This window comes from Paenibacillus sp. J22P51, from assembly GCF_059692215.1.
The window spans coordinates 244540-268640 of record NZ_JCAUAZ010000003.1; the positions used below are offsets into that span (position 1 = coordinate 244540).

A 24101-nucleotide genomic window follows, 5' to 3' on the forward strand; every position below is an offset into this window, starting at 1 on the left:
ATCACCTTATAGGGTACGTAGGTCTGCTAGAATTTCGGTTTTGGACTTTGTTTTATCGTCTACTTTTTTGATTACGCGTGCAGGTGCACCTGCTACAACTGTGTACTCTTCAACATCTTGCGTTACGATAGCTCCAGCTGCAACAACGGAACCTTTACCGATGCGTACGCCTTCTAGGATAACTGCGTTAGCCCCAACAAGAACGTCATCTTCGATCACACAAGGTTGTGCGGAAGGTGGCTCGATAACGCCAGCGACAACTGCGCCTGCGCCGATGTGACACATTTTGCCTACTTGTGCACGTCCGCCAAGAACAGCGTTCATGTCGATCATCGTACCATCGCCAACGGAAGCTCCGATGTTGATTAGTGCGCCCATCATGATAATCGCGTTATCGCCAATATGTACTTTATCGCGAATTACCGCACCTGGCTCGATACGAGCGTTGATGTGTTTCAAATCCAGCATAGGAATAGCGGAGTTACGACGATCATTTTCAACTACGAAATCAACAACTTTATCTTTGTTAGCTTCTAGAATCGGTTGAAGCACGCTCCACTCACCGAAAACGACACCGCTGCCGCCAGTGATGAAGGCTTGGCTGCCTTCGCCGAACTCAAGGCCTTCAAGGTTTCCTTTTACATATACTTTCACCGGAGTTTTCTTTTTGCTTTCTTTAATAAACTGGATAATTTCTAGGGTATTCATTTCGGTCATGGTGACATCTCCTTCAAATTTATGATTGACTCTCCTATATTAGCAGAAAGGGGGCGTTTGAGCCAACCTGTTTCACACAGCTTTTTGTGCAAATTGACTATTATACAATTCCGCATAGAATCCACCTTGCTCGAGCAACTCTCCATGCGTACCTTGTTCAATGACGGTTCCTTGATTCATCACAAGAATTAAATCCGCTTCTCGGATCGTGGATAAACGATGAGCAATTACGAAACTTGTGCGATTCGTCATCAAATTATTCATTGCGCGCTGGATTGAAACTTCCGTTCGCGTATCTACACTGCTCGTTGCTTCATCGAGAATTAAGATAGCCGGATCGGCTAGAATCGCACGTGCAATGGTTAGCAGTTGCTTTTGACCATGGGATAGATTGGACGCTTCTTCATTCAAAATCGTATCATACCCATCCGGCAGCGTTCGTATGAAATGATCTGCGTAAGCCGCGCGCGCGGCTTCAACAATATCTTCCTCTGTGGCACCTTGACGTCCGTAAGCAATATTGTCGCGGATCGTGCCATTGAAAAGCCATGTATCCTGCAATACCATGCCGAAGAGTCCACGAAGATGACTTCGCGACATATCGCGTGAATCTACCCCATCGATGGAAATTCGGCCGCGCTGTAATTCATAGAAGCGCATGAGCAGATTGACGATGGTTGTTTTGCCTGCACCCGTTGGCCCAACAATCGCTACGGTCTGTCCTGGCTTAACATCGATGTTCATATTGTCGATAAGAGGTGTATCTGTTTTGTAAGCGAAGGAAACATCTTCAAACTGAACATGCCCCTTAACCTGAGGAACGGAATCGGTCACGCTCTTTTCCAAAACCTCTTCAGGCTCATCCAATAATTCGAAAATGCGCTCAGCAGCTGCTATCGTTGACTGTATCACATTCGCAATATTGGCTACTTGCGTGATCGGCATGCCAAATTGACCTGAGTACTGAATGAAGGCGAGGATGTCACCTATTTTAATCGCATTATGGGTAACCATGATACCGCCGATGACACTGACAAGCACATAGCCGATATTCCCGATAAAAGACATCAATGGAAAGATGAGACCAGAGATAAATTGTGCTTTCCAGCCAGAGTGGTACAAACGATCATTAATCTCATTGAATTTATCGACAGATTGTCGTTCCCGGCCAAATGCTTTCACGATCGTATGACCTGTATACATTTCTTCTACATGTCCGTTGAGCTCCCCCAAGGTTCGTTGTTGCCCTTTAAAATATTTCTGGGAGCGGGAAGCGATCATTTTCGTTCCTAAAATACTGAGAGGCAAGGTGACGATGGTAGCAAGTGTTAATAATGGCGAGATGGTCAGCATCATGATGACGATTCCGATTAAAGTAACAACCGATGTTATGAGCTGCGTTAAACTTTGCTGCAACGTCGAACTGATCGTATCCACATCATTCGTTGCACGGCTCATGGTATCGCCATGGCTTCTTGCATCAAAGAAGGAGAGCGGGACACGCGTAAGCTTCTCACTGATATCTCGGCGTAAATTGAAGACAATGCGCTGTGTAACACCGACCATAATCCATTGCTGGATGTACATTAAGACGGAACTAAAAATATATAACAAGGCCAATATAAGAATAATTTGAAAAATGGCATCAAAATCAATTTTGGCACCTGCGATGCCCTTTATTTTAGCTATGGAGCCTTCATAAAGCTTCGTTGTGGCATTCCCCATTAGCTTTGGACTAACAATGCTGAATAGTGTGCTCAAGACGGAGGCTAGCAGGACGATGAAGATGGATACGCGAAATGGCTGCATATACGCTAGCAGACGTTTGAGTGTGCCTTTGAAGTCTTTGGCCTTCTGAACAGGCATACCCATGCCGGCCATTCCACCTCGACCAAAATGACCTGGATTTATGCCAACTGATGACGGACGTTGCGGTTCTTTTGGTTTCTCACTCATGCACTTTCCTCCTCTGATAGCTGAGAAGCAACAATTTCTTGATAGACCTCACAGGTTGTCATCAGCTCACTATGGGTACCGATCCCTGCGATTCGTCCTTCATCTAAAACGATAATTTGGTTCGCATCCATAATGGTGCTGACACGCTGTGCGACGATTATCATGGTGGTACGCGATGTTTCTGATTTAAGTGCAGCGCGAAGCTTGGCATCTGTTTTGAAATCAAGAGCGGAGAAGCTGTCGTCGAAAACATAAATGCTTGGTTTGCGAGCGAGTGCCCGTCCAATCGCAAGACGTTGCTTCTGACCACCAGATAGATTGGTTCCGCCTTGGGCGAGTGTAGCTTGGAAGTTATCTTTCATACCGTCGATGAAGTCAGCTGCCTGGGCTGTAGATGCAGCAGAAGCAAGCTCCGCATCTGTCGCTAGATCATTGCCGAATCGAAGATTATCCGCTACCGTACCTGAGAAAAGTACGGCTTTCTGTGGCACATACCCGATTTGATTCCGCACACTTTCTAGGGAGAGAGAAGGTAGAGGCTGACCATTCAACGTGATGGAGCCGGACTCAACATCATAAAAGCGAAGCAACAAATTTATAAGTGTCGTTTTGCCTGAACCCGTTCCTCCTATAATGGCTGTAACCTCTCCGGGTTTAGCACGGAAAGAAATATCTTGAATAGCTGGCTGCTCTGCACCTGGATAACTGAAGGTCACGTGATTAAATTCAACGACGGTTTCGTCGTCTTGAAGTGTTTGTGCGTTGTCTGCACTATGTATGTTGGATTGAATGGCAAGGACCTCATTAATACGTACAGCAGAAGCAGATGCTCGTGGAATCATCATGAAAATCATGGTCATCATAAACATGCTAAACATAATTTGCATGGCATATTGGATGAAAGCCATCAAATCTCCGATTTGCATTTGGTTGCCGTCAATTCGAATTCCGCCATACCAAAGAATGACGACAATCCCAAGGTTGAATACGAGCATCATGACGGGCATCATTGTAGCCATCATCGTATTGACTTTGATCGCTGTTTGCGTGAATTCTTGATTCGCACGTTCGAATTTCGTCTTCTCATGACCAGAACGGTTAAAAGCACGGATGACACGAATACCGGTTAAATGTTCCCGCAGGACAAGATTGATACCATCGATTTTAATTTGCAAGGTTTTGAATAAAGGGAGTCCTTTACGCATAATGACTGCAATAACGAGAATGAGAATAGGGATAACCGCGATGAGTACGATTGCCAAATGTGCATCCTTATAAGAAGCCATAATGACTCCGCCGATCAGCATCGTTGGAGCGCCGATGAACATACGTGTCATCACAACTAATTGTTGTACCTGTGCGATATCATTCGTTGTTCTAGTGATGAGGGAAGACGTTCCGAGCTTATCAAATTCATTCAAGGAAAAGCTCTCGACATGCGAGAATAGCTTTCGGCGTAAATCTCGCCCGAAACCGGTTGCAGTCTTAGCGAGCAAGTAACTCGCTACCATGACACAAGCCATGCCTCCCATAGCGACTAAGAGCATATAAGCGCCAAATCGGAGAATGTAACTTACGTCCCCTTTCACAACACCGACATCGACAATGTCAGAAAGAAGAGTTGGCAGATAAAGTTGAGCTAGTGATTGCAGAAGCATTAACGTAATGATGACAACCACTGAAACTCGGTAAGGCTTCAAAAATCGAAACAATTTGAACATAGTTTCCTCCTTAACATTTTGCCTGCATAGAATTGGGAATAAATAGGTAGAGAAAGAGAGTTTATATGTAAATTATAACACATGGTCTCGAACTTGCTCAAAAAAAGAAACGAAAAAATATTGACTTATCATGTCGAAAGTGGCATAATTCTTTTAATTACATATGTGCCTTTAAAAACAGTCCAGAGAGGCTGGCAAGGTAAAACGATAAGAAAAGTCGGGTAATACTGAATCGAGCATTCAGTAAGCTTAAGGATGTGCGCATCCTGCAGCCCCGCTCTATCTCTTTATGCACTCGTAACTCCTTGCCATGAATTGGGCAAGGAGTTTTTTGGTTTTTCTGCCAGAAAGCGTATGTGAATGCTGACTAAGATAGTTTTGCCAGGAGGCGAAAACAATGAATGAGACCGCCGAACACACCATTATTGATGAAATGGGAATTCGTAGAGCACTTACGCGGATTGCACACGAGATACTGGAAAAGAATAAAGGGGTAGAGAATTGTACCTTGATTGGTATTCGGACCCGAGGCATTTACTTAGCGAAGCGAGTAGCAGAACGGATTCTAGAAATCGAAGGCGTACCGATTCCAGTTGGAGAGATTGACATCACGTCTTATCGCGATGATCGCGTAAAAGTAAAATCGGTTGAGGATGTACAAGAAGGCGGCAAGCTGCAAATCCAGGATCGCAAGATCATCCTCTTCGATGATGTGCTCTATACGGGAAGAACCGTGAGGGCCGCGATGGATGCGCTGATTGATTTGGGGAGACCGCAAATGATTCAGTTGGCTGTACTTGTGGATCGAGGGCATCGTGAACTGCCCATTCGGCCTGATTATGTGGGGAAAAATGTTCCAACTTCCAAGAGTGAAAGTATTAAAGTGATGTTAACGGAAATTGATGATAAAGATGAAGTCATTATTTTGAGGGGGAAACAGGAGTGAGTAGCGTGAGTACATGTACAACTAGACATTTCTTGGGACTGAAAGGCGTTAGTGCAGAAGAGATCACAAGCATTCTTGATCGTGCAGCCTATTGGGAACAGAGCCCTACCAAAGTAAATAACCAATTCCAAGGAAAATTCGTATCGAACTTATTTTTTGAAAATAGTACAAGAACTCGGTTCTCTTTTGAACTAGCGCAAAAGCGTCTTGGAGCAGATGTGCTGAATTTCTCGTCAGCGGAGTCCAGCGTTCAAAAAGGGGAGTCCATCTACGATACGGTTCGCACGCTTGAATCCATGGGGATTGATGCAGGTGTGATTCGACTGAAGCCCAATGGTGTGCTGCAAGAGCTGGCTGAGAAAATCAAAATCCCGCTCATCAACGCAGGAGACGGCAATAACGAGCATCCAACGCAAGCTCTGCTTGATTTCTATACAATGCGCAAGCAGTTCGGCGCTATCAAAGGTTTGACCGTCTCCATCATCGGAGACATTCTGCACAGCCGCGTTGCGCGCTCCAACCTCTGGGGCCTGATCGCCCTAGGAGCGAAAGTGCAGTTCTGTGCTCCCCCTAGCATGCAGGCACCGGAGTTAGCACAGTTCGCACCCTATGTGTCCTTCGAGGAAGCTTTGAAGGCCGATGTGGTTATGATGCTGCGCGTACAGTTGGAGCGCCACGACACAGGGCTTATCAAATCTGCTGAAGACTACCGCGAGCAATACGGATTAACAGTAGAGCGCGCAAGCCGCATGGCGCCTCATGCAATCATCATGCATCCAGCTCCAGTCAATCGCAACGTTGAGCTCGATGACGAACTGGTCGAACATGAGAAATCTAAGATTTTCACGCAAATCGCTCACGGCGTGCCGATTCGTATGGCGGTCATCGAACGAGCTTTATCATAAATTGAGGAGGATTTCACAGCATGGGAATTTGGATTCTAAACGGACTAACCGTTGATGTAAATAATGTTCAAACGAAGAAACACATTTTGGTAGAGAATGATAAGATCGCACAGGTTGTAAATGCTGAGAACGGTGAGACACCGCAAACAGCAGGTCATGAAGTCATTGACGCTGCTGGCAAGCTTGTATCACCTGGCTTCATTGATATGCACGTGCATTTGAGAGAGCCAGGCTTTGAACATAAAGAGAACATCGCAACTGGAACTCGTTCCGCAGCAAGAGGCGGATTTACAACGATTGCTTGTATGCCAAACACAAGACCGGTTATTGATACCGTTGATACGGTAAATTACATATTAGATAAAGCAGCAACAGAAGGTGTTGTACGTGTCATTCCTTACGGAACGATTACGAAGAATGAGCTAGGCCGTGAGTTAACAGATTTCGCAGCATTGAAAGAAGCTGGCGTTATCGGGTATACAGACGATGGTGTTGGCGTACAAAGCGCGCAAATGATGAAGGATGCAATGGCACTTGCAGCATCGCTAGGCATGCCAATCATCGCTCATTGTGAGGACGACACGTTGGTTGTTGGAGCGCCGGTGAGTGAAGGGACTTTTGCGAAAAAGCACGGCTTGAAGGGGATCCCGAACGAATCCGAAGCGATTCATGTGGGCCGCGATGTGCTGCTAGCTGAAGCGACGGGTGTTCACTACCACGTATGCCACGTCAGCACGGAGCAATCGGTTCGCTTGATTCGTCATGCGAAGCAGTTCGGCATCAAAGTTACTGCAGAGGTTTGCCCGCATCATCTGGTGCTATCCGAAGAAGATATTCCAGGAATGGACGCGAACTGGAAGATGAACCCGCCACTTCGTACGCCACGTGATGTACAGGCTGTCATCGAAGGACTTGAAGATGGCACAATCGACATCATCGTAACTGACCATGCACCGCATACGGAAGAAGAGAAAGCAAAGGGCATGATGCTCGCGCCATTCGGAATCCTCGGCTTCGAAACAGCATTCTCCTTGCTGTATACGAAATTTGTACTTACAGGGAAATGGACACTTGGCTTCCTAGTAGATCGCATGACCAAAAAGCCAGCCGACATATTCGGTCTTCCATACGGAACGTTGGAAGTAGGAAGCGCGGCAGACATTACGATCGTTGATCTAGACACAACGAAAGCAGTTGCGAAAGAAGAGATCGTATCACGCAGCAAGAACACACCGTTCATCGGTTGGGAGCTGCAAGGCTGGCCGGTTGTAACGATCGCTTCAGGAAGAGTCGTTTGGTCATAAAATGTTCGGAAAAGGCTACGATTTAAAGCCTAAATCACGAGAAGCATCTATACGATGAATGAAAAATCGTGTATATTTATACAAGAAGATTTATTTTTATGCAAGTCCGTGAAGCGTTACATCGTAAGCATGACATCTGCGGTTCGTGAGAGCCGCCTGACAATAGCGAAGGAGTTGAAAGAACATGCAGGCAAGATTGTTGCTGGAAGACGGCACTCTTTTTACAGGAAAATCGTTCGGTAGTGAAGGTGAATCCGTCGGCGAGGTTGTATTCAATACAGGGATTACAGGTTATCAAGAGGTGCTATCGGATCCTTCCTACTGTGGACAAATCGTAACGATGACCTATCCATTGATAGGGAATTACGGCGTGATTCGTGATGATTTCGAGTCCGTACGTCCTTTTATCCATGGCTTTGTTGTGCGTGAGCATGAAGAAATTCCAAGTAACTGGAGAGCGCAATACACACTTGGCAGCCTTCTGAAAGAATACGGCATCGTGGGCATCAGCGGTATTGATACACGCATGTTGACTCGTAAACTTCGTCATTATGGCGTAATGAAAAGTATCCTTACAACTTCCAATAAATCCGTTGAAGAATTGATGGCAACTCTTAAAAACACGCCGCTCATGACAGATCAAGTTTCCCGCGTTTCTACGAAAAGTGTGTTCGGTGCTCCTGGACACAAAGAGCGTGTCGTTCTAGTCGATTTCGGAGCTAAAAGCGGAATTATCCGCGATCTTAGCAAGCGTGATTGTGATGTAGTTGTAGTTCCTCATAATGCAACTGCTGAACAAATTCGCCGCCTTGCACCAGATGGCGTATTGCTTTCCAATGGCCCTGGGGATCCGAAGGATGTTCCTTACGCGGTTGAAATGATCAAAGGCCTGCTTGGCGACATTCCATTGTTCGGAATTTGCTTGGGTCACCAATTGTTCGCACTTGCTTGCGGCGCGGATACAGATAAATTGAAGTTCGGTCATCGCGGCGGTAACCACCCGGTTAAGGATCTGATCTCCGGACGCTGCTACATTACATCGCAAAACCATGGCTACACAGTTAAGGAAGAATCCATCCAAGGAACAAACCTTGAAGTGACGCACATTAACAATAACGATCGCACGATCGAAGGCTTACGCCATAAGCAATACCCAGCATTCTCAGTGCAATACCACCCAGAGGCAGCACCTGGACCTTTTGACTCCAGCTACCTGTTCGATGATTTCATCTCGCTGATTCGTCAGCACAAGCTAGATAACCCACAGCAGCCGCGCCAAGCGCAAATGCTTGCTCAGTGGAATGCTTCCACGGCATCGACATCTGTGAAGGAGGAACTGCAATATGCCAAAAAATAATACACTCAAAAAGATTCTCGTTATCGGTTCCGGTCCGATCGTAATTGGTCAAGCGGCGGAGTTCGATTATGCCGGTACACAAGCTTGTCAAGCATTGAAAGAAGAAGGCATGGAAGTAATCCTGATCAACAGCAACCCAGCTACGATCATGACAGATACAAACATGGCTGATAAAGTATACATCGAGCCGATCACGCTTGAGTTCGTTACGCAAATCATTCGTCAAGAACGTCCAGATGGTTTGCTTCCAACCCTAGGTGGACAAACGGGTCTTAACATGGCTGTTGAACTTGCACGTGCAGGCGTTCTAGAGAGTGAGAACGTTAAGCTTCTAGGAACACAGCTTACTGCGATTGAGAAAGCGGAAGATCGTGACCTTTTCAGAGACTTGATGAGAGAACTAGAACAACCAGTTCCAGATAGCGTTATCGTAACGACAGTAGCTCAAGCAGTTGATTTTGCAAATGAAATCGGCTTCCCAATTATCATCCGTCCTGCCTACACACTAGGTGGAACAGGCGGCGGTATTTGTAACACGATGGAAGAGCTAACAGAAATCGTAGCTTCGGGAATTCGTTACAGCCCAATCGGTCAGTGTCTCGTAGAGCGCAGTATCGCGGGTATGAAAGAAGTCGAGTACGAAGTAATGCGTGATGCGAACGACAACTGTATTGTGGTATGTAACATGGAGAACTTTGATCCAGTAGGCGTACATACTGGCGACAGTATCGTTGTAGCACCTAGCCAAACATTGTCGGACCGTGAGTATCAAATGCTGCGTTCCGCATCTCTGAAAATCATTCGTGCCCTGAACATCGAAGGCGGATGTAACGTTCAATACGCACTAGATCCACATAGCTTCCAATATTACGTCATCGAAGTTAACCCGCGTGTAAGTCGCTCTTCTGCGCTTGCTTCCAAAGCAACTGGCTATCCAATTGCGAAAATGGCAGCGAAAATTGCGATTGGCTACACGCTTGATGAGCTAGTTAACCCAGTTACGGGTCAGACCTATGCATGCTTCGAGCCGGCACTGGATTACATCGTTTCCAAAATTCCACGCTGGCCGTTCGATAAATTTACAGCAGCTAACCGTAAGCTAGGAACACAAATGAAAGCGACTGGCGAAGTTATGGCGATTGGCCGTACGTTCGAAGAGTCCATTCACAAAGCGATTCGTTCACTTGAAATCGGTGTTCACCGCTTTTTCTTGAAAGAAACGGATTTACTAGATAAAGAAACATTAGAACTACGTTTAGTAAAACCAGATGATGAGCGACTGTTCTTATTAGCAGAAGCGTTCCGCAGAGGATATACCGTGGAGCAACTGCAAAATTTGACGAAAATTGACTGGTGGTTCCTGAATAAATTAAGTGCATTGATCACGTATGAAAAGGAAATTGCAGCGAATGATTTAACGGCTGAGCTTATCTTCGAAATCAAGCGTAAAGGCTTCACAGACCGTGCTGTTGCGGAAATTCGTACATTGGCAGGCTGCTCGACCTTCACGAAAGAAGCGGACGTAAGAACATTCCGTTTGCAACAAAACATCAAGCCAGTTTACAAAATGGTAGATACGTGTGCAGCGGAGTTCGAAGCTTCTACGCCTTACTACTACTCTACTTATGAGCAAGAAGATGAAGTAACGGAAACAACGAAAGAGAAAGTTGTTGTTCTAGGATCGGGTCCAATTCGTATCGGTCAAGGAATCGAGTTCGATTACTCTACGGTTCATGCGGTATGGGCGATTCAAGCTGCTGGCTATGAAGCAGTAATCATCAATAACAATCCAGAAACAGTTTCAACAGATTTCAATACGTCGGATCGCTTGTACTTCGAGCCTTTGTTCTTCGAAGATGTTATGAATGTAATTGAGCGTGAGAATCCGATCGGCGTTATCGTTCAATTCGGTGGACAAACAGCGATTAACTTGGCTGCACCTTTGCATAAAGCTGGCGTACGCATTCTAGGTTCAGACCTAGAAAGTATTGATACAGCAGAAGATCGTAAGAAATTCGAAGCTCTACTAAGCAAAATTTCGGTTGCACAACCTCCAGGCGGCACCGTAACATCTGTCGATCAAGCGGTTGGTACAGCAGCGAAGTTCGGATATCCGGTTATCGTTCGCCCTTCCTATGTTCTAGGTGGACGCGCTATGGAAATTGTATACTCCGATGAAGAGCTCTTGAGCTACATGGAATATGCCGTGAAAATTAACCCAGAGCATCCAGTCCTTATCGACCGTTACATGCTGGGTAAAGAGGTAGAGGTTGACGCAATTTGCGATAGAGAAACGGTTCTGATCCCAGGGATTATGGAACACGTGGAACGCGCAGGGGTTCACTCCGGTGACTCGATCGCAGTCTATCCGCCACAATCGATCTCAGATGAGATCAAGCAACAAATTATCGATATCACGACGAAAATTGGTCTAGAACTCAATGTTGTTGGTCTTGTGAACATCCAGTTCGTTATCTCAAATGATCAAGTGTATGTCATCGAGGTTAACCCACGTTCCTCCAGAACGGTTCCTTTCTTAAGCAAAGTGACGAACATTCCAATGGCGAATGTGGCAACACGCGTGATCATGGGGCAATCACTTGCCGATATGGGCTACCAAGGCGGACTATGGCCAGAAGATAAATACGTTTCGGTTAAAGTTCCGGTCTTCTCCTTCGCGAAGCTGCGCCGTGTAGATACTACACTCGGACCTGAAATGAAGTCCACAGGTGAGGTAATGGGTCGTGATGTTAATTTTGCAAAAGCCCTTTACAAAGGTCTTATCGGTGCTGGTATGAAGATTCCTGCTGCTGGTTCCGTCGTGGTAACCGTAGCGGATAAAGATAAAGAAGAAGCGATTGAAATCTTGAAAGGCTTCTATCGTCTAGGCTACAAAATCATTGCAACAGGTGGAACTGCCGACGCGATTGCACAAGCAGGTCTTCCAGTAACGACTGTGAACAAGCTAAGCGAAGGTTCACCGAACATTCTTGACCTCATCCGCAGCGGTGATGCTCAGTTTGTTGTGAACACACTGACTAAGGGCAAAACGCCTGAGCGTGACGGATTCCGTATTCGTCGTGAAGCTGTAGAGAACGGTGTTGTTTGTATGACATCCCTCGATACAGTAAGAGCGCTTGTGAATATGCTTGAAGCAATTAACTTCTCCTCACGTGCAATGCCAATACATGTCTAAAGGATGGTGCCACACATGAGTACGTTAACTCGAAACGATGTTACCGGACGCATCATGGTCGCCTTGGACTACGCGAATGCAGAAAGTGCTGAAGGGCTGCTTAAGCAGCTCGAAGGCATTCCCTGTTATGTAAAGGTAGGAATGCAGCTGTTTTATGCTGCAGGTCCTACCTTTGTCGCGAGTCTGAAGGATCGCGGCTATAAGGTGTTCCTCGACGTGAAGATGCATGACATTCCGAACACGGTGAAGGGCGGCGCGGAGAGCGTGACGCGACTAGGGGTTGATGTGTTCAATGTGCATGCAGCTGGAGGCAAGATCATGATGGAAGCCGCCTTGGAGGGTGTCGACAAGGGGCTAGCCTTAGGAGCAGCACGCCCGATCGTGATCGGCGTAACGCAATTAACCAGCACCTCACAGCAGGTGCTGAATGACGAGATCGGCCTTGCCGGTACGACCGAGCAGGCCGTCATTCGGTATGCCCGCTTGGCGCAAGCCGCGGGGCTTCAAGGGGTTGTCGCGTCACCGCTTGAGGTGACGGCGATAAAGGCGGCGTGCGGTGACGGCTTCGTCACGGTGACGCCAGGCATCCGCCCGGCGGGGGCTGACGTGGGCGACCAGTCGCGCATCATGACGCCGGCTGAGGCGTTCGCTCAGGGGACGGACTACGTCGTGATCGGGCGACCGATCACGGGCGCAGCGGACCCAAGAGCAGCGATTGAAACGATTATCGAATCAATCGTGTAGATTTATGGGCTGTTCGATCTAACTTTGAAAGGAACGGTGAGGTATGAGTAAGCTCGAAACAATCGCGCAGCATATTGCAGCGTCATTATTAGATATTGAAGCGGTGGCACTTCGTCCGCAACAGCCTTTTACATGGACATCGGGACTCAAGTCTCCCATTTATTGTGATAATCGTTTGACCATGTCACACCCCGCAATTCGTGAAGCGATTGCCGATGGCTTCGTCGAATTGATCAAGGAGAAATTCCCTGAAGCTGAGGTTGTTGCAGGAACAGCTACTGCTGGGATTCCTCATGCAGCTTGGGTAGCTCAAAAGCTAGGTCTTCCAATGATCTACATTCGCGATAAAGCAAAGGGGCATGGCAAAGAGAACCTGATTGAAGGTTCTGTGAAACCAGGTCAAAAAGTCATCGTCATCGAAGACTTGATTTCCACAGGTGGAAGCTCGCTGAAAGCGGCGGTTGCCGTGAAAGATGCGGGAGCTGAAGCACTTGGCGTACTAGCGATTTTCTCCTATCAGCTGGATAAAGCAACCGATGCATTCGCGGCGGCAGAAATGCCACTTCACACCCTGTCTAACTACTCGACCTTGCTTGAGGTTGCGTTGGAAAAAGGAAAGATCCAGCAGGCTGATATGGAACTTCTGCGTTCATGGAGAGTAAATCCTGCTGCGTACGGCGTATAACTTGTTACCACAGTGACGAGAATTGACGAAATGCGAAGGATTCTTCTTTACTAAAAGAGTGCTTGGTTAATCCTGCAAGCAGGCAAGCTTAGCTACCACATTGATACAAGATTTCGCGAAGAACCAAGCGCAGGTTACCGCTCCAGCGGCGCCGCATTTGGGTGCTAATCTTGATATTCGCGTCTAAAATAAGAAGAAGCTCTACCTTTTCACAAAGGTGAGCTTTTTTTTTTGTTCAATTCATCGGTTGTTGCTTAGTGAGCAATTGAATGAACGCTTGCAGGGGTTGTGACATCCACTTTTTCGGGTGAAGTACCAGCTGTAAGTCCATAGACAGCTGTGTATGCGTAAATGGGAGCTGTACGAGCTTGCCTTGTGCGAGTTCACTAGCTACCGTGATCCGTGGCAACAGGGCTACCCCTAACCCGCTCATAACACAATGTTTAATCGTTTCTACATTGCCCAATTCGAAACCGATTTGTAGGGCGACAGCATTCTCTTTCAGAAGCCTTTCGAACTTCCCTCGATAGATACAGCCTTCCTCCGTGACGATGAATTCCGTGTTCCCTAGGTCGGCAAGCTGAATATGGCTTTGCTGAGCTAATGGGTGCTCCAGTGGAGCAATGAAGACAAGCTGTTCTTCTCTAACACTTGTACATGCGAGTGTGGGATCTGCTGGATATTGATCTAACAGAAGTCCAATATCATAATCGCCTTCTTTAACCTTGGTAAGGATGGAGGCCTCACTGTCAGGGAAAAGCTGGATATTAAGCCCAGGATAAAGTTGCTTTAATTCATGGAGAAAAGGAGGTAAAAAGTAGGCTGCCAGGGAGTTAATTGTACCGATTGTCAAAGTTCCGCTAACTTGATGGGCTATCATTTCCTTGGATTGATCATAGAGCTCCAGCATTTGCTGCGTTAGCACGAGCAAGCTTTCTCCAGGTGGCGTAAGACGTAACTGTCGTCCATACCGTTCAAATAGGGGAACACCGTACTCACGTTCCAGCTTTTGAATTTGCATCGTAATGCTGGATTGGGCATAGCCCAATTCCTCTGCTGCACGTGTGAAGCTTTTCCTGCGGGCAACCTCTCGAAAGGTACGGAAATACGTCAGATCCATGTATAGCCTCGCTTTAATATCAATATTTTTGATGAGTCCTATCATTTATTATAGCTAACTGTGATGGATAGTTCCATGCTAAAGTAAATGTACAAACAAACGAGGCAGGGAGATGGTTATTTTGCTAAAAGAACAAGACCTACAGGGGATTTATGTACCGATCATCACCCCTTTTGATGAGGAATTTGAAGTGGATGCTGCATCCTTTTATAATCAGGCATATAACTTGTTTCAAGATGAAATAGACGGGTTGGTTGTTAATGGGACAACTGGGGAATCGCCAACCATTACGAAAGACGAGCTTGGGGTCTTGTTCGCTACCGCACAAGCCGCTCGAGACGCAGCACATGTACAGGTACCGCTGATTGTAGGAACAGGCACCAATGATACGTTATCGACGGTTAGAAAAACAGAGCAAGCTGGAGAGCTAGGAGCAGAGGCTGCGTTAGTTGTAGTTCCTTATTACAACCGGCCTAGCCAGCAAGGGATAATAGAGCATTTCCGACGTGTTGCGCGAGTGGGGGTGCCAGTGATTTTGTATGATGTACCGCATCGTACAGGGGTGACGTTGGAGCTCGATACCGTGCGAAGGATTCTCGACATCGACGGTGTCATCGGCATGAAAGATAGTACACCTAACACGAGGCTAGTTACGGAGTTGACGCGACTTGGCACAAAGCCTGTTCTCTGCGGCGAAGACACGTTGTTGTATGCTGCGCTGCAAGCAGGAGCGAAAGGTGTGATGAGTGCTTCAGCGAATGTGGAGACTGAGCGTTTTGTATCGTTTATGCGGAGTTTCGTTGGCGGGGCACATGAGCAAAGCCGAGAAGAATTTGAGGAGCTGCTACCGCTTGTTCGTTTGCTTTTTGAAGAGCCGAATCCAGCTCCGATCAAATGGCTGCTTCATCAACAAGGCGTCATTGGCTCAGGTGCATTACGTTTGCCACTTTTACCAGTGACGGAAGGCTTACAAGCGAAATTAGCAGCCTATATATAAAAGCAAGGAGCGATCATGTAATGAATCGAACTAGAGTGTTTACAGGCTCACCTTGGGAGCCAGTGGTCGGTTATTGCCGAGCCATTCGTGTTGGCGATCGGATCGAGGTGGCAGGGACAACTGCGATGAAGGATGGGGAGGTTGTTGGTGTAGGCGATGCCTACGAGCAAGCGCGGTTCATTCTTCAAACGATTGAGCATGCGCTTCAAGATCTCGGTTCACAGTTAAGTGATGTAATTCGAACCCGCATGTATGTGACTGATATTTCATTGTGGGAAGAGTTCGGTCGGGCACATGGGGAGTATTTCCGAGATGTGCAGCCTGTGGCGACGATGGTTGAAGTGAAGGCGCTGATTGACCCGCAATTGTTGATTGAGATCGAGGTGGAGGCTGTTGTGGCGCAGCGGGAGTTGTGAGTTGTAAGTGGTGGTTGAGCATCCAGTCGCTACATATATCTAAATGGATTTTCTCCATCTAAATTCAGCCATTACATCTGTTTTTAACAAATAAATGGAAATAGTACAGTTAATTTTAGTTCATTAGAGCAGATAGAGCTTATTGCACCGAATTAGCTGTGCCAATTCCATTTATTTCTAATATGAGAAGGAAATTGCTTGAAATAACTCTAGTTTTTACAGCTAAGTTGGGATCACACAAGTAACCTATGGTTACTCTAGGCAATCAACAAAAAAAGCGCTACATCCTCAAGCATCGCGATGTCGATATCGCAATCTTGAGAGAAGTAACGCTTTTTCATTTTGATTTAGCTAATGACCATTAGCCTACGCGTTTGCCCAAAATGATCAAATCACGCTCTACGCCGTCCAACTCGGCTACGCCAGGCAGATGCGCCCAATTGGTGAAGCCAAATTTGCGGAAAAGCTGCAGACTCGGCTCGTTGTGGCCGAAAATAAAGCCTAGCAGTGATTTTAGTCCAAGTTTGGGACTCACATCAAGTGCATGTTCCATCAAGTAGCGTCCAATGCCTTGGCCGCGATAAGCTTCATCCACATAAATACTGACTTCCGCAGTTGCGTTATAGGCAGGACGTCCATAGAAGGACTGGAAGCTCAGCCAGCCACAGATACTGCTCTCATTTTCCAGCACCCATAGTGGGCGGAAATCGGAAGAGTGTTCATGAAACCAGCGCTCACGTGATTCTGTTGTGACAGGTTCCGTATCTGCAGTGACCATGCGTCCTGCGATCGTTGAATTGTAGATGCGTACGATTTCAGCTAAATCTTCCAATTGCGCATCGCGGATATGTAATTGCTTCCCCATAGAAATGACTCCTTTTGCTCTAGGTTAGTTAGATTCAGTTGAACTCTCAGTAAGTGCAGCAAGCTTCAACCAATATCGGCTGATCGTCTCTGTTCCATTGTCCCAATTCATCAAATGGAAATGCTCATTCGGTGCATGCAGGTTCTCCCCAGGCAATCCAAAGCCCATCAGCACCACAGGTGCATCCAATACACGACCTAATACCTCAACAATCGGAATTGACCCACCGCTGCGCGTATATACCGGCCATTCACCGAAGGTTTCCTCGTAAGCTTCCGCTGCCGCAACCATAACAGGCTCATCAATCGGCGTGATAAAAGGATTACCTCGCAATTGTCGGTCCAACTTAATGGAGACGCCTGGAAGTGACTGTGCATGAATATGGGCTTCGACCAAATCCATGATCTCCTCAGGCACCTGCGCAGCGACTAGGCGACAGGCGATTTTAGCTGTAGCTCGATTCGGAATGATCGGTTTGATCCCTTCACCTTGGAAACCGCCGCTAACTGATGTGATTTCGAGTGTAGGTCGGGAAGTCGTTTGCTCATAGAAGGAGAAGCCTTTCTCTCCGTACAGATCCGTTACGTTTAAATTCGTGCGAACCTTGTTCTCATCAGGTTCAACTTGCTTAAACGCTTCGCGCTCTTTGTCCGAAAGAGCAATGACACGGTCATAAAAGCCTTTTACCGCTACCCGACCCTCTTCATCATGGAAGGAGCTTAGCAGCTTGGACAAAGCGTGTATCGGGTTCTGTACCGCACCCCCGAAAAGTCCCGAATGCAGATCGCTATTGGCACCATCGATGGTGATTTCGAATCCAGCTAAGCCACGCAGCCCATACATAAGTGCTGGCTTACCAGGTCCATGCATTTGCGTGTCGGATAATACGATGGAATCGGCCTGCAATTTAGCTGCATGAGCTTCAACAAAAGCAGGGAGGTTCTTACTCGCAATTTCTTCTTCACCTTCGATGCAGAATTTCACATTAACGGGAAGCGTCCCGAGTGTTTGGAGGAATGCTTCAACAACCTTTACATACAGCAGTAGTTGGCCTTTATCATCCGTACTGCCACGTCCGAACAACTTATTATCACGAATGATCGGCTCAAAAGGGGGCGTTTCCCACAGCTCTAAGGGCTCAGCAGGTTGCACATCATAATGGCCATAAATCAGAACCGTCGGCTTGCCTGGGGCATGTAACCAATCCGCGTAAACCACGGGATGACCTTTCGTTGGCAAGATTTCAATATTTTCAAGACCTGCCTGTTTCAATGACTGAGCAGTCCACTCGGCGCATCGGAGCATATCCGGTTGGTGCTGGGCTACGGCACTAATGCTTGGAATTCGTAAAAACGCCAAGAGTTCCTCTATATGTTCATCCCTATGCGTTTGTAGATAGCTTTTGATTGTTTCAATCATGGTTGTACTCTCCTTTTTTTCTACTGCCAAATAGTCTACATCACTTAACTTCCCCAAAAGCAGGTAAATTCCTGCTATTCCTGCAAACCGTCACATTTTATTTGTCATATGGTCAAAAAAGATTTGCCCTTTTGGGAAGTCGGACATGGAGGAACTACGGTTGCTAATAAGAGAACCTAATTATGGATAAGCTAGAGGTAACGATCAACTATATTGGAGTGATGAATATGAACTGGATATATTGGGCGAAATTATACGATTCGAAGTTTCAAGCAGGCTGTTTAGCGAAACGAATGGAAGAAGATTGGTGGATCTATGGGTATGAGTGCCCGCAGGAAGTTGAGGTTTATAAGTCGAAAAAAGGGCGCTTTGGCGTCAGGTATAACACGTAATTGAACTGAATATGTATAAATTAACGCTTGACTAAGCCTGCGCCGTTAGTGTATATTTATTTTTGTCGCTGTTAAGCGGCACTCATGACGCGGGGTGGAGCAGCTCGGTAGCTCGTCGGGCTCATAACCCGAAGGCCGCAGGTTCAAATCCTGCCCCCGCAACCAAATTTCATTAGGGCCTATAGCTCAGTTGGTTAGAGCGGTCGGCTCATAACCGATTGGTCGGGGGTTCGAGTCCCTCTGGGCCCATAGTACGTAAACCCTTTATATATAAGGGTTTTTATTTATTTTAGGGACACAACAAGCCCCTCGTTCTCATCATGGTAGTGATGGAAATGAGGGGCTTGTGTACGTTTGTGCACAGTGCATGATTTATTATTTTTTCAATTGTTTAAGTATGGTTATCCAGATTCTCAAACCTGTCACCCATAGCGTTATAGATGAGCCAAAACCGATAAAAGTAGACATTGCAACCAGAGATACATTGCCGATCGTGGCGTTGATTGGTAAAAATAAAGAAATAATGCCTAACATACAGAGCACTATACCTGTACCATAATAAAATTTTTCTCGAAACAATTGAGCTAACGGAAAGAAGTGAATACCAACAATGATCGCCATGATAGGAAAAAAGACTTCAAAATGATCGAGTTTATTACAAATCACACTTGCAATGAAGATCGCAAGACCTTCTAGACCAAAGATCAAGCCAAATTTTCGATTTGTTTGTTTCCAATGTTCCCTTTCTTTCGGTGTTATAGCATTGTTCATGTTTCGAGATTTACCAAAAAGCGAAATGGCTCCGATCAATAGTATGAATGTCACAATAGCAGAAAGAACAAGTGGCCATGGAGCTCCAAGCTCATTTGAACCAATAATACCAATGGAAGCCCAAAGCGCTCCAAAAAAAGTCATGAACATTACACCATTTGCAGCCCCAAGGACAGCAGCTTTAGGCAGTTTCACAAAATTACTCATCTTTAATCAGACTCCTAACATTTAAATTTTGAATCTACGCAGTCAAGGAAAGAGTTAATACTTTGTTAATAATCCATTTAGATGGATTCAATAAGCGTATAATAAAATAACTAGTAAGGAAACGTTTCCCGCAAATTATTTTTTAAAGGAGAAGAGAGATGAAACTTAGCAAAAAATCAGTTACTGTACTTTCATTTACGCTTGGAGCCTGTCTATTTGTATCTACCGCATTCGCTGATGCGTTGCTTGGATCCGGGTATGACCGGTTGAAGGATTCAGTGAAAAATACGGCGTCTGTGATGGAAAATGGTCTAAACAACTATACGGTCGAGACGATGTATACACTGAAAGATAATGATCAAATTTTGCTTCAATCGTCCAGTTTCATGAAAATGGATACGGTAAATCAAGTGAAAGAGGATAACGAGGTAACGAAAAACGCCAAGGGTGAAACGACCTCCAGATATACGTATGCCGACAAGAAGCAATCCATTTCTAAAAACGGTCCGGATAATACGTATTACATAATGGAATATCCGGCTGATGTGATCCGTGACCGTAAAGGTCCAGCGGAATTCAGAAACCCTTTTAAAGAAAATGGTGCATCCGAGGTAGAGAAAATAGTTGACGCTGTGGTTGGCTCTTTGAAAGATTATGTACAAGTAGAGGAAGGCACGGATGGCGGAAAAGTGTATTCGGGAAGTTTGTCCGAGGCACAAGTGCCGGCCATCGTGAATGCAGTCTCCTCATTCGGTTTCAAACAGATGCTGGATAATGAGAGAGATTTACCAGCGATAGAGAGCGATGTTTTTGTGAAAAAGGTTGTAGGTACGGCGATTGAAAATAAAGCTGGTTATCTGGAAAGTGTGACAGGTGATATAACACTTTCAGGAAAAGATAAAAATGGCGTTCAGCATGACTTAAAACTCAATGTCATGGTCAAGCTTTCTGAGATCGGCAGCACGAAGATTACTATGCCTGATCTAGCTACTGCAAAGGTAGAAAAGATCAATCGTTCCGGCGGATTCAGCAGCAAATATGTGGGTACCTATAAAAATGATATCATTATGGACAAAGACGGTAAATTCGTGAAGATTGGTGAGAGAACGGTTGAAGTTACAAGTGTAGACGGAGATAAAGTGACAGGCAAGTATTCAGAAACTGTTTATCCTGGTTTTGAGAGCGAGTATCCAAACAAGGATGCATTTAACTTTGAATACAATCCAGGGACATCTCCAACGTTTACTTACACAGATGTGAAGGGTGAGCAGAAAAATGGCATGATTCATCCAAACTCTGCTGGCAAGATTTATTTTGAAATGAATATAGGTGTTATAGATAAAAACTCGTACAAATCTAGTATGAAGCCTTATTATGACGGAGAATTTAGACGCGTATTTGAATAGAAATGATTCTCAGGAGGCGGCGGATAGCTGCTTCCTGAGCATTTTTAGGGAGATGATGAATTGACAGTCAAGGCGATTGAAATAACGGACTTAACCAAGTCATTTACGAATGGTCGGGGAATCAGCGAGTTGAACTTAGAAGTAAATCAAGGTGATATATTCGGTTTTCTAGGACCCAATGGTGCAGGGAAGACGACAGCTATGAAGATGATAACAGGACTTATGAAGCCGGATCGAGGCGATGTGAAGATCTTTGGAGCGAGCGTTGCAGAAGACTATGTCAATGCAATGAAACATGTGGGCTGTATCATTGAAACAGCGGAATCGTATCCGTATTTGACGGCAAATGAAAACTTGAGACTGTTTGCAAGATTCTATCCTGAAATCGATCAGCGAAGAATTGATGAATGTCTTGAAATCACGGGGATGCTGAAATATAAAAATGAGAAATCACAAAAATTTTCGCTCGGGATGAAACAAAGACTGGGGATAGCGGCGGCGATTCTATCTAGACCGAAACTGTTGATTTTGGACGAGCCTTTAAACGGACTGGATGTAGAAGGGATGCTGGAGATGAGGAAGTTGATCAAACACCTTTCCCAGGAAGGTACAACTTTTTTTATTTCCAGCCACTTGATTCACGATGTGGAATTGACGTGCACGAGAATCGGGATTATTTACGGAGGCAAGCTAGTTAACGTAGAATATACCCAAAATATTCTCTCTTTTTATTCGTCGCTTGAGAATTATTTTGTTAGTGAGGTGGACAGGAATGGTAGGGTTTAAAGCTGCGTTTATGAATGAAGCGGTGAAGCTGCTTAAAAAGAAAAAAATAATGGCAGCCGCGATATTATCCATTCTTGCCGTCATGATCGGTCAAATTGCTGTAACGACGATTAAACATGGCCTTGGATTAAGAGTTGTAGGTAGTGTTGAATTTCCAATAGCGGTACTGACGTTTATTGCTTATACGCTTTTACCTTTGTTTGCAGTTTTTGTAGCGATCGATATGTTCAACGGTGAGTCCTCATCGAATACGATGAAAATAACTCTTTTAAGACCGGTCTCCAGATTCGGTGTTTTTAGCGCAAAGGTTTTGAATTTAGCTCTATTTATTGCAGGTAACCTTTTGTTTATTATGGTTCTTTCGCTACTGGCTGGGTTTATATTCAATCCTTCGTCCGCTAGTTTGGTTGGGATCGTAAAGGTAATCGTGTCATATGGCTTAACTTTTTTTCCTGTGTTTGTGTTTGCGCTTATTGTCGTGCTGTTATCCAATCTAATTCAGGGAGGACTAGCCGTATTTTTCCTCTCCATTCTTGTGTTTATTGGATTTAATTTTCTAGGCATTGTATTCTCATCTTATTCGAGCTTTTTTATCACTTCGATGTTTGATTGGTATACCCTCTGGATTTCTGAATCGATCAATATCTTCAAAATAGGCCGCCAGATTCTAATCATGGCCGGTTGTGGTATCATGTTATTTACAACGGGGTATTACTTGTTTGACAGGAAGGACATATAGAAAGGAATATACATGCACTTAACGAAACGTTTTTTCACAATGAATACGCTAGCTGTGCTGCTTTCCATTGGTTTGACAATCCTGGCCGTTATTATTTTTGTTGCTGCTTATACAAAAGTTTTTGGACGCGAAGCCAGTATGAAGGAGTTTCAAAAGGCATTCGAGGTCAGGGCAGCGATCAGTGAGATCAAAAGGGAGGCGCAGACCTTGGGGTTCGAGCAGCTGTTGGATAAGAAATATCAACAAGAGCTCTCTGACCGTGTGAACGTTTTGGATGCCAGTGCCGTCCTTATTGTCAATAGAGAGGTTTTGTTCGCCACTCACAATTTTAATAAGATAGATATCGAGAAAAGCTTAATGCTGTCCAGCGAGGCTAATCGAGATGAGATCGAGCTTGATGGCAAAACGTATATGTTTAACCGCGCGGATTACAAACTCCCGTCTGGCGATTCTGGGATTCTGCTGTTGCTTGCGCCAATCAAGGTAAATACAAACTTATATTGGCTGCTGGGCATATTTACGATCAGTTTTTTCACGGTTGTTTTTTTGCTGATGAATTTTTGGATTTCCTATAAGTTCTCGCGAGATATTATTATACCAATCTCCAGATTAAAGGATGCTGCGATCAAAATTAGGGAAGGCGATCTCAGCGGCGAAATTTCAGAAGATGGCGAGGGTGAAATACGGGAATTAGGCAAAACCTTGGAGTTAATGCGGATTAAGTTGAAGGAGTCTGTCTATTTACAGCAGAAATATGATGATAATCGGAAGTTTCTTGTTTCAAGTATTTCTCATGACTTAAAGACGCCTGTGACTTCCATTAAAGGATATATCGAAGGCATTATTGATGGGGTTGCCAAGACGCCTGAGAAAATGGAGGAGTATCTGGAAACAGCCCGATCCAAGGCTATTTTGGTAAATGCGATGATTGATGATCTTCTTTTATATTCAAAGCTCGATTTGAACCAGCTTCCTTACCATTTTGAAAAGAGTGATTTGGCGAGTTATTTCGAGGATTGCGTCGCAGATCATAAATATGAATGTGAAAAAGCTAATATATCCATATCATTAATAAATGAATTAAAAGAGCCAGTCAAAGTGTTAATTGATGGCGAAAGATTAAAGAGGGTCGTGCAAAACATTATTGACAATGCGATGACGTATGTCGGAAAAGCAAATGGAAAGATTGACATCATACTAAGGGAAACTAGATCATCTGCAATTATTGAAATTAAAGACAATGGAAACGGAATACCCGAGGACAAGCTTCCTTTCATATTTGAACGATTTTATCAGGTAGATCCTTCAAGAAAAAGCGGAAGCGGACTGGGTCTAGCTATAGCAAAGCAAATTATCGAAGGTCACGACGGGAAAATATGGGCTAAAAGCGCTGTAGGTGAGGGAACAGGGATCATGATATCTCTTAAGAAGTTCTAACATGTCTGGAGGTTA

General features: G+C 45.3%; 21 protein-coding genes and 2 tRNA genes. 16 read left to right on the top strand and 7 right to left on the bottom strand.

Features of this window, described 5'->3' with window-relative positions; genetic code table 11:
• Nucleotides 1–6: 6 nt before the first annotated feature.
• The 3 genes from dapD to AC58QC_RS09275 all read right to left on the bottom strand — a co-directional run bounded on the left by dapD (nucleotide 7) and on the right by AC58QC_RS09275 (nucleotide 4394).
• Nucleotides 7–717, bottom strand: a complete 711-nt coding sequence (gene dapD / locus AC58QC_RS09265) for a 2,3,4,5-tetrahydropyridine-2,6-dicarboxylate N-acetyltransferase (RefSeq protein WP_436235911.1) — start codon at nucleotides 715–717, stop codon at nucleotides 7–9.
• Nucleotides 718–789: 72 nt separating this feature from the next.
• Nucleotides 790–2673, bottom strand: a complete 1884-nt coding sequence (locus AC58QC_RS09270; protein WP_497414890.1) for an ABC transporter ATP-binding protein — start codon at nucleotides 2671–2673, stop codon at nucleotides 790–792.
• Complete coding sequence (locus tag AC58QC_RS09275) at nucleotides 2670–4394, bottom strand: ABC transporter ATP-binding protein (RefSeq protein ID WP_497414891.1); 1725 nt, start codon at nucleotides 4392–4394, stop codon at nucleotides 2670–2672. Before AC58QC_RS09275 ends, AC58QC_RS09270 begins: the two co-directional genes overlap by 4 nt.
• Nucleotides 4395–4791: 397 nt before the next feature.
• Between AC58QC_RS09275 and pyrR the strand changes: the two genes are divergently transcribed.
• The 7 genes from pyrR to pyrE all read left to right on the top strand — a co-directional run bounded on the left by pyrR (nucleotide 4792) and on the right by pyrE (nucleotide 13531).
• The gene (gene pyrR, locus AC58QC_RS09280; RefSeq protein WP_497359621.1) at nucleotides 4792–5340 is read left to right on the top strand and encodes a bifunctional pyr operon transcriptional regulator/uracil phosphoribosyltransferase PyrR; all 549 of its coding nucleotides are present in this window, start codon (nucleotides 4792–4794) and stop codon (nucleotides 5338–5340) included.
• A 5-nt stretch (nucleotides 5341–5345) separates the two neighbouring features.
• Nucleotides 5346–6245: an aspartate carbamoyltransferase catalytic subunit gene (locus AC58QC_RS09285; protein ID WP_497414892.1), complete on the top strand. Its 900-nt coding sequence runs from the start codon at nucleotides 5346–5348 to the stop codon at nucleotides 6243–6245.
• A gap of 20 nt (nucleotides 6246–6265) precedes the next feature.
• Nucleotides 6266–7549: a dihydroorotase gene (pyrC, locus tag AC58QC_RS09290; RefSeq protein WP_497414893.1), complete on the top strand. Its 1284-nt coding sequence runs from the start codon at nucleotides 6266–6268 to the stop codon at nucleotides 7547–7549.
• A 184-nt stretch (nucleotides 7550–7733) separates the two neighbouring features.
• Nucleotides 7734–8906, top strand: a complete 1173-nt coding sequence (gene carA, locus AC58QC_RS09295; protein WP_497414894.1) for a glutamine-hydrolyzing carbamoyl-phosphate synthase small subunit — start codon at nucleotides 7734–7736, stop codon at nucleotides 8904–8906.
• On the top strand, nucleotides 8893–12102 hold the full coding sequence (carB, locus tag AC58QC_RS09300) for a carbamoyl-phosphate synthase large subunit (protein ID WP_497414895.1): 3210 nt from the start codon (nucleotides 8893–8895) through the stop codon (nucleotides 12100–12102). The genes carA and carB overlap by 14 nt, the downstream gene beginning before the upstream one ends.
• A gap of 15 nt (nucleotides 12103–12117) precedes the next feature.
• Nucleotides 12118–12846, top strand: a complete 729-nt coding sequence (gene pyrF, locus AC58QC_RS09305; protein ID WP_497414896.1) for an orotidine-5'-phosphate decarboxylase — start codon at nucleotides 12118–12120, stop codon at nucleotides 12844–12846.
• A gap of 43 nt (nucleotides 12847–12889) precedes the next feature.
• Complete coding sequence (gene pyrE / locus AC58QC_RS09310) at nucleotides 12890–13531, top strand: orotate phosphoribosyltransferase (RefSeq protein ID WP_497414897.1); 642 nt, start codon at nucleotides 12890–12892, stop codon at nucleotides 13529–13531.
• Nucleotides 13532–13766: 235 nt separating this feature from the next.
• On the opposite strand, the gene AC58QC_RS09315 is transcribed toward pyrE, so the two are convergent.
• Nucleotides 13767–14651: a LysR family transcriptional regulator gene (locus AC58QC_RS09315; RefSeq protein ID WP_497414898.1), complete on the bottom strand. Its 885-nt coding sequence runs from the start codon at nucleotides 14649–14651 to the stop codon at nucleotides 13767–13769.
• 112 nt (nucleotides 14652–14763) lie between these two features.
• Between AC58QC_RS09315 and dapA the strand changes: the two genes are divergently transcribed.
• Both dapA and AC58QC_RS09325 read left to right on the top strand, forming a co-directional pair.
• Entirely contained in the window at nucleotides 14764–15648 is an 885-nt protein-coding gene (gene dapA / locus AC58QC_RS09320; RefSeq protein ID WP_497414899.1) for a 4-hydroxy-tetrahydrodipicolinate synthase, read from the top strand.
• Nucleotides 15649–15668: 20 nt separating this feature from the next.
• A complete protein-coding gene (locus AC58QC_RS09325) occupies nucleotides 15669–16064 on the top strand; it encodes a RidA family protein (RefSeq protein ID WP_497414900.1) in 396 nt (131 codons plus the stop codon).
• Between the two features lie 361 nt (nucleotides 16065–16425).
• On the opposite strand, the gene AC58QC_RS09330 is transcribed toward AC58QC_RS09325, so the two are convergent.
• Nucleotides 16426–16929: a GNAT family N-acetyltransferase gene (locus AC58QC_RS09330; RefSeq protein WP_497414901.1), complete on the bottom strand. Its 504-nt coding sequence runs from the start codon at nucleotides 16927–16929 to the stop codon at nucleotides 16426–16428.
• A gap of 24 nt (nucleotides 16930–16953) precedes the next feature.
• On the bottom strand, nucleotides 16954–18348 hold the full coding sequence (locus AC58QC_RS09335; RefSeq protein WP_497414902.1) for a dipeptidase: 1395 nt from the start codon (nucleotides 18346–18348) through the stop codon (nucleotides 16954–16956).
• Nucleotides 18349–18530: 182 nt separating this feature from the next.
• On the opposite strand from AC58QC_RS09335, the gene AC58QC_RS09340 reads away from it, so the two are divergent.
• The 3 genes from AC58QC_RS09340 (at nucleotide 18531) to AC58QC_RS09350 (ending at nucleotide 18989) form a co-directional block, all read left to right on the top strand.
• Nucleotides 18531–18740, top strand: a complete 210-nt coding sequence (locus AC58QC_RS09340; protein WP_497415175.1) for a hypothetical protein — start codon at nucleotides 18531–18533, stop codon at nucleotides 18738–18740.
• An 88-nt stretch (nucleotides 18741–18828) separates the two neighbouring features.
• Nucleotides 18829–18905 (top strand) — tRNA-Met (locus tag AC58QC_RS09345).
• A 10-nt stretch (nucleotides 18906–18915) separates the two neighbouring features.
• Nucleotides 18916–18989 (top strand) — tRNA-Ile (locus tag AC58QC_RS09350).
• Between the two features lie 126 nt (nucleotides 18990–19115).
• Here AC58QC_RS09350 and AC58QC_RS09355 read toward each other — a convergent pair.
• Entirely contained in the window at nucleotides 19116–19718 is a 603-nt protein-coding gene (locus tag AC58QC_RS09355) for a hypothetical protein (protein ID WP_497414903.1), read from the bottom strand.
• Nucleotides 19719–19876: 158 nt separating this feature from the next.
• Here AC58QC_RS09355 and AC58QC_RS09360 point away from each other — a divergent pair, with 158 nt between their 5' ends.
• Genes AC58QC_RS09360 through AC58QC_RS09375 form a run of 4 tightly spaced genes read left to right on the top strand, consistent with a single transcriptional unit; the run spans nucleotide 19877 to nucleotide 24086 of the window.
• Nucleotides 19877–21124, top strand: a complete 1248-nt coding sequence (locus AC58QC_RS09360; RefSeq protein ID WP_497414904.1) for a hypothetical protein — start codon at nucleotides 19877–19879, stop codon at nucleotides 21122–21124.
• A 60-nt stretch (nucleotides 21125–21184) separates the two neighbouring features.
• A complete protein-coding gene (locus AC58QC_RS09365; RefSeq protein ID WP_497414905.1) occupies nucleotides 21185–21910 on the top strand; it encodes an ABC transporter ATP-binding protein in 726 nt (241 codons plus the stop codon).
• Nucleotides 21897–22649: an ABC transporter permease gene (locus tag AC58QC_RS09370; RefSeq protein ID WP_497414906.1), complete on the top strand. Its 753-nt coding sequence runs from the start codon at nucleotides 21897–21899 to the stop codon at nucleotides 22647–22649. The genes AC58QC_RS09365 and AC58QC_RS09370 overlap by 14 nt, the downstream gene beginning before the upstream one ends.
• 12 nt (nucleotides 22650–22661) lie before the next feature.
• Entirely contained in the window at nucleotides 22662–24086 is a 1425-nt protein-coding gene (locus tag AC58QC_RS09375; RefSeq protein WP_497414907.1) for a sensor histidine kinase, read from the top strand.
• Nucleotides 24087–24101: the final 15 nt, after the last annotated feature.

Bases quoted from the DNA above. Each gene is read 5' to 3' on its own strand.
- dapD (WP_436235911.1), bottom strand. From the start codon at position 717: ATGACCGAAATGAATACCCTAGAAATTATCCAGTTTATTAAAGAAAGC.
- AC58QC_RS09270 (WP_497414890.1), bottom strand. From the start codon at position 2,673: ATGAGTGAGAAACCAAAAGAACCGCAACGTCCGTCATCAGTTGGCATA.
- AC58QC_RS09275 (WP_497414891.1), bottom strand. From the start codon at position 4,394: ATGTTCAAATTGTTTCGATTTTTGAAGCCTTACCGAGTTTCAGTGGTT.
- pyrR (WP_497359621.1), top strand. From the start codon at position 4,792: ATGAATGAGACCGCCGAACACACCATTATTGATGAAATGGGAATTCGT.
- pyrC (WP_497414893.1), top strand. From the start codon at position 6,266: ATGGGAATTTGGATTCTAAACGGACTAACCGTTGATGTAAATAATGTT.
- carA (WP_497414894.1), top strand. From the start codon at position 7,734: ATGCAGGCAAGATTGTTGCTGGAAGACGGCACTCTTTTTACAGGAAAA.
- carB (WP_497414895.1), top strand. From the start codon at position 8,893: ATGCCAAAAAATAATACACTCAAAAAGATTCTCGTTATCGGTTCCGGT.
- pyrF (WP_497414896.1), top strand. From the start codon at position 12,118: ATGAGTACGTTAACTCGAAACGATGTTACCGGACGCATCATGGTCGCC.
- pyrE (WP_497414897.1), top strand. From the start codon at position 12,890: ATGAGTAAGCTCGAAACAATCGCGCAGCATATTGCAGCGTCATTATTA.
- AC58QC_RS09315 (WP_497414898.1), bottom strand. From the start codon at position 14,651: ATGGATCTGACGTATTTCCGTACCTTTCGAGAGGTTGCCCGCAGGAAA.
- dapA (WP_497414899.1), top strand. From the start codon at position 14,764: ATGGTTATTTTGCTAAAAGAACAAGACCTACAGGGGATTTATGTACCG.
- AC58QC_RS09325 (WP_497414900.1), top strand. From the start codon at position 15,669: ATGAATCGAACTAGAGTGTTTACAGGCTCACCTTGGGAGCCAGTGGTC.
- AC58QC_RS09330 (WP_497414901.1), bottom strand. From the start codon at position 16,929: ATGGGGAAGCAATTACATATCCGCGATGCGCAATTGGAAGATTTAGCT.
- AC58QC_RS09335 (WP_497414902.1), bottom strand. From the start codon at position 18,348: ATGATTGAAACAATCAAAAGCTATCTACAAACGCATAGGGATGAACAT.
- AC58QC_RS09340 (WP_497415175.1), top strand. From the start codon at position 18,531: ATGGATAAGCTAGAGGTAACGATCAACTATATTGGAGTGATGAATATG.
- AC58QC_RS09355 (WP_497414903.1), bottom strand. From the start codon at position 19,718: ATGAGTAATTTTGTGAAACTGCCTAAAGCTGCTGTCCTTGGGGCTGCA.
- AC58QC_RS09360 (WP_497414904.1), top strand. From the start codon at position 19,877: ATGAAACTTAGCAAAAAATCAGTTACTGTACTTTCATTTACGCTTGGA.
- AC58QC_RS09370 (WP_497414906.1), top strand. From the start codon at position 21,897: ATGGTAGGGTTTAAAGCTGCGTTTATGAATGAAGCGGTGAAGCTGCTT.
- AC58QC_RS09375 (WP_497414907.1), top strand. From the start codon at position 22,662: ATGCACTTAACGAAACGTTTTTTCACAATGAATACGCTAGCTGTGCTG.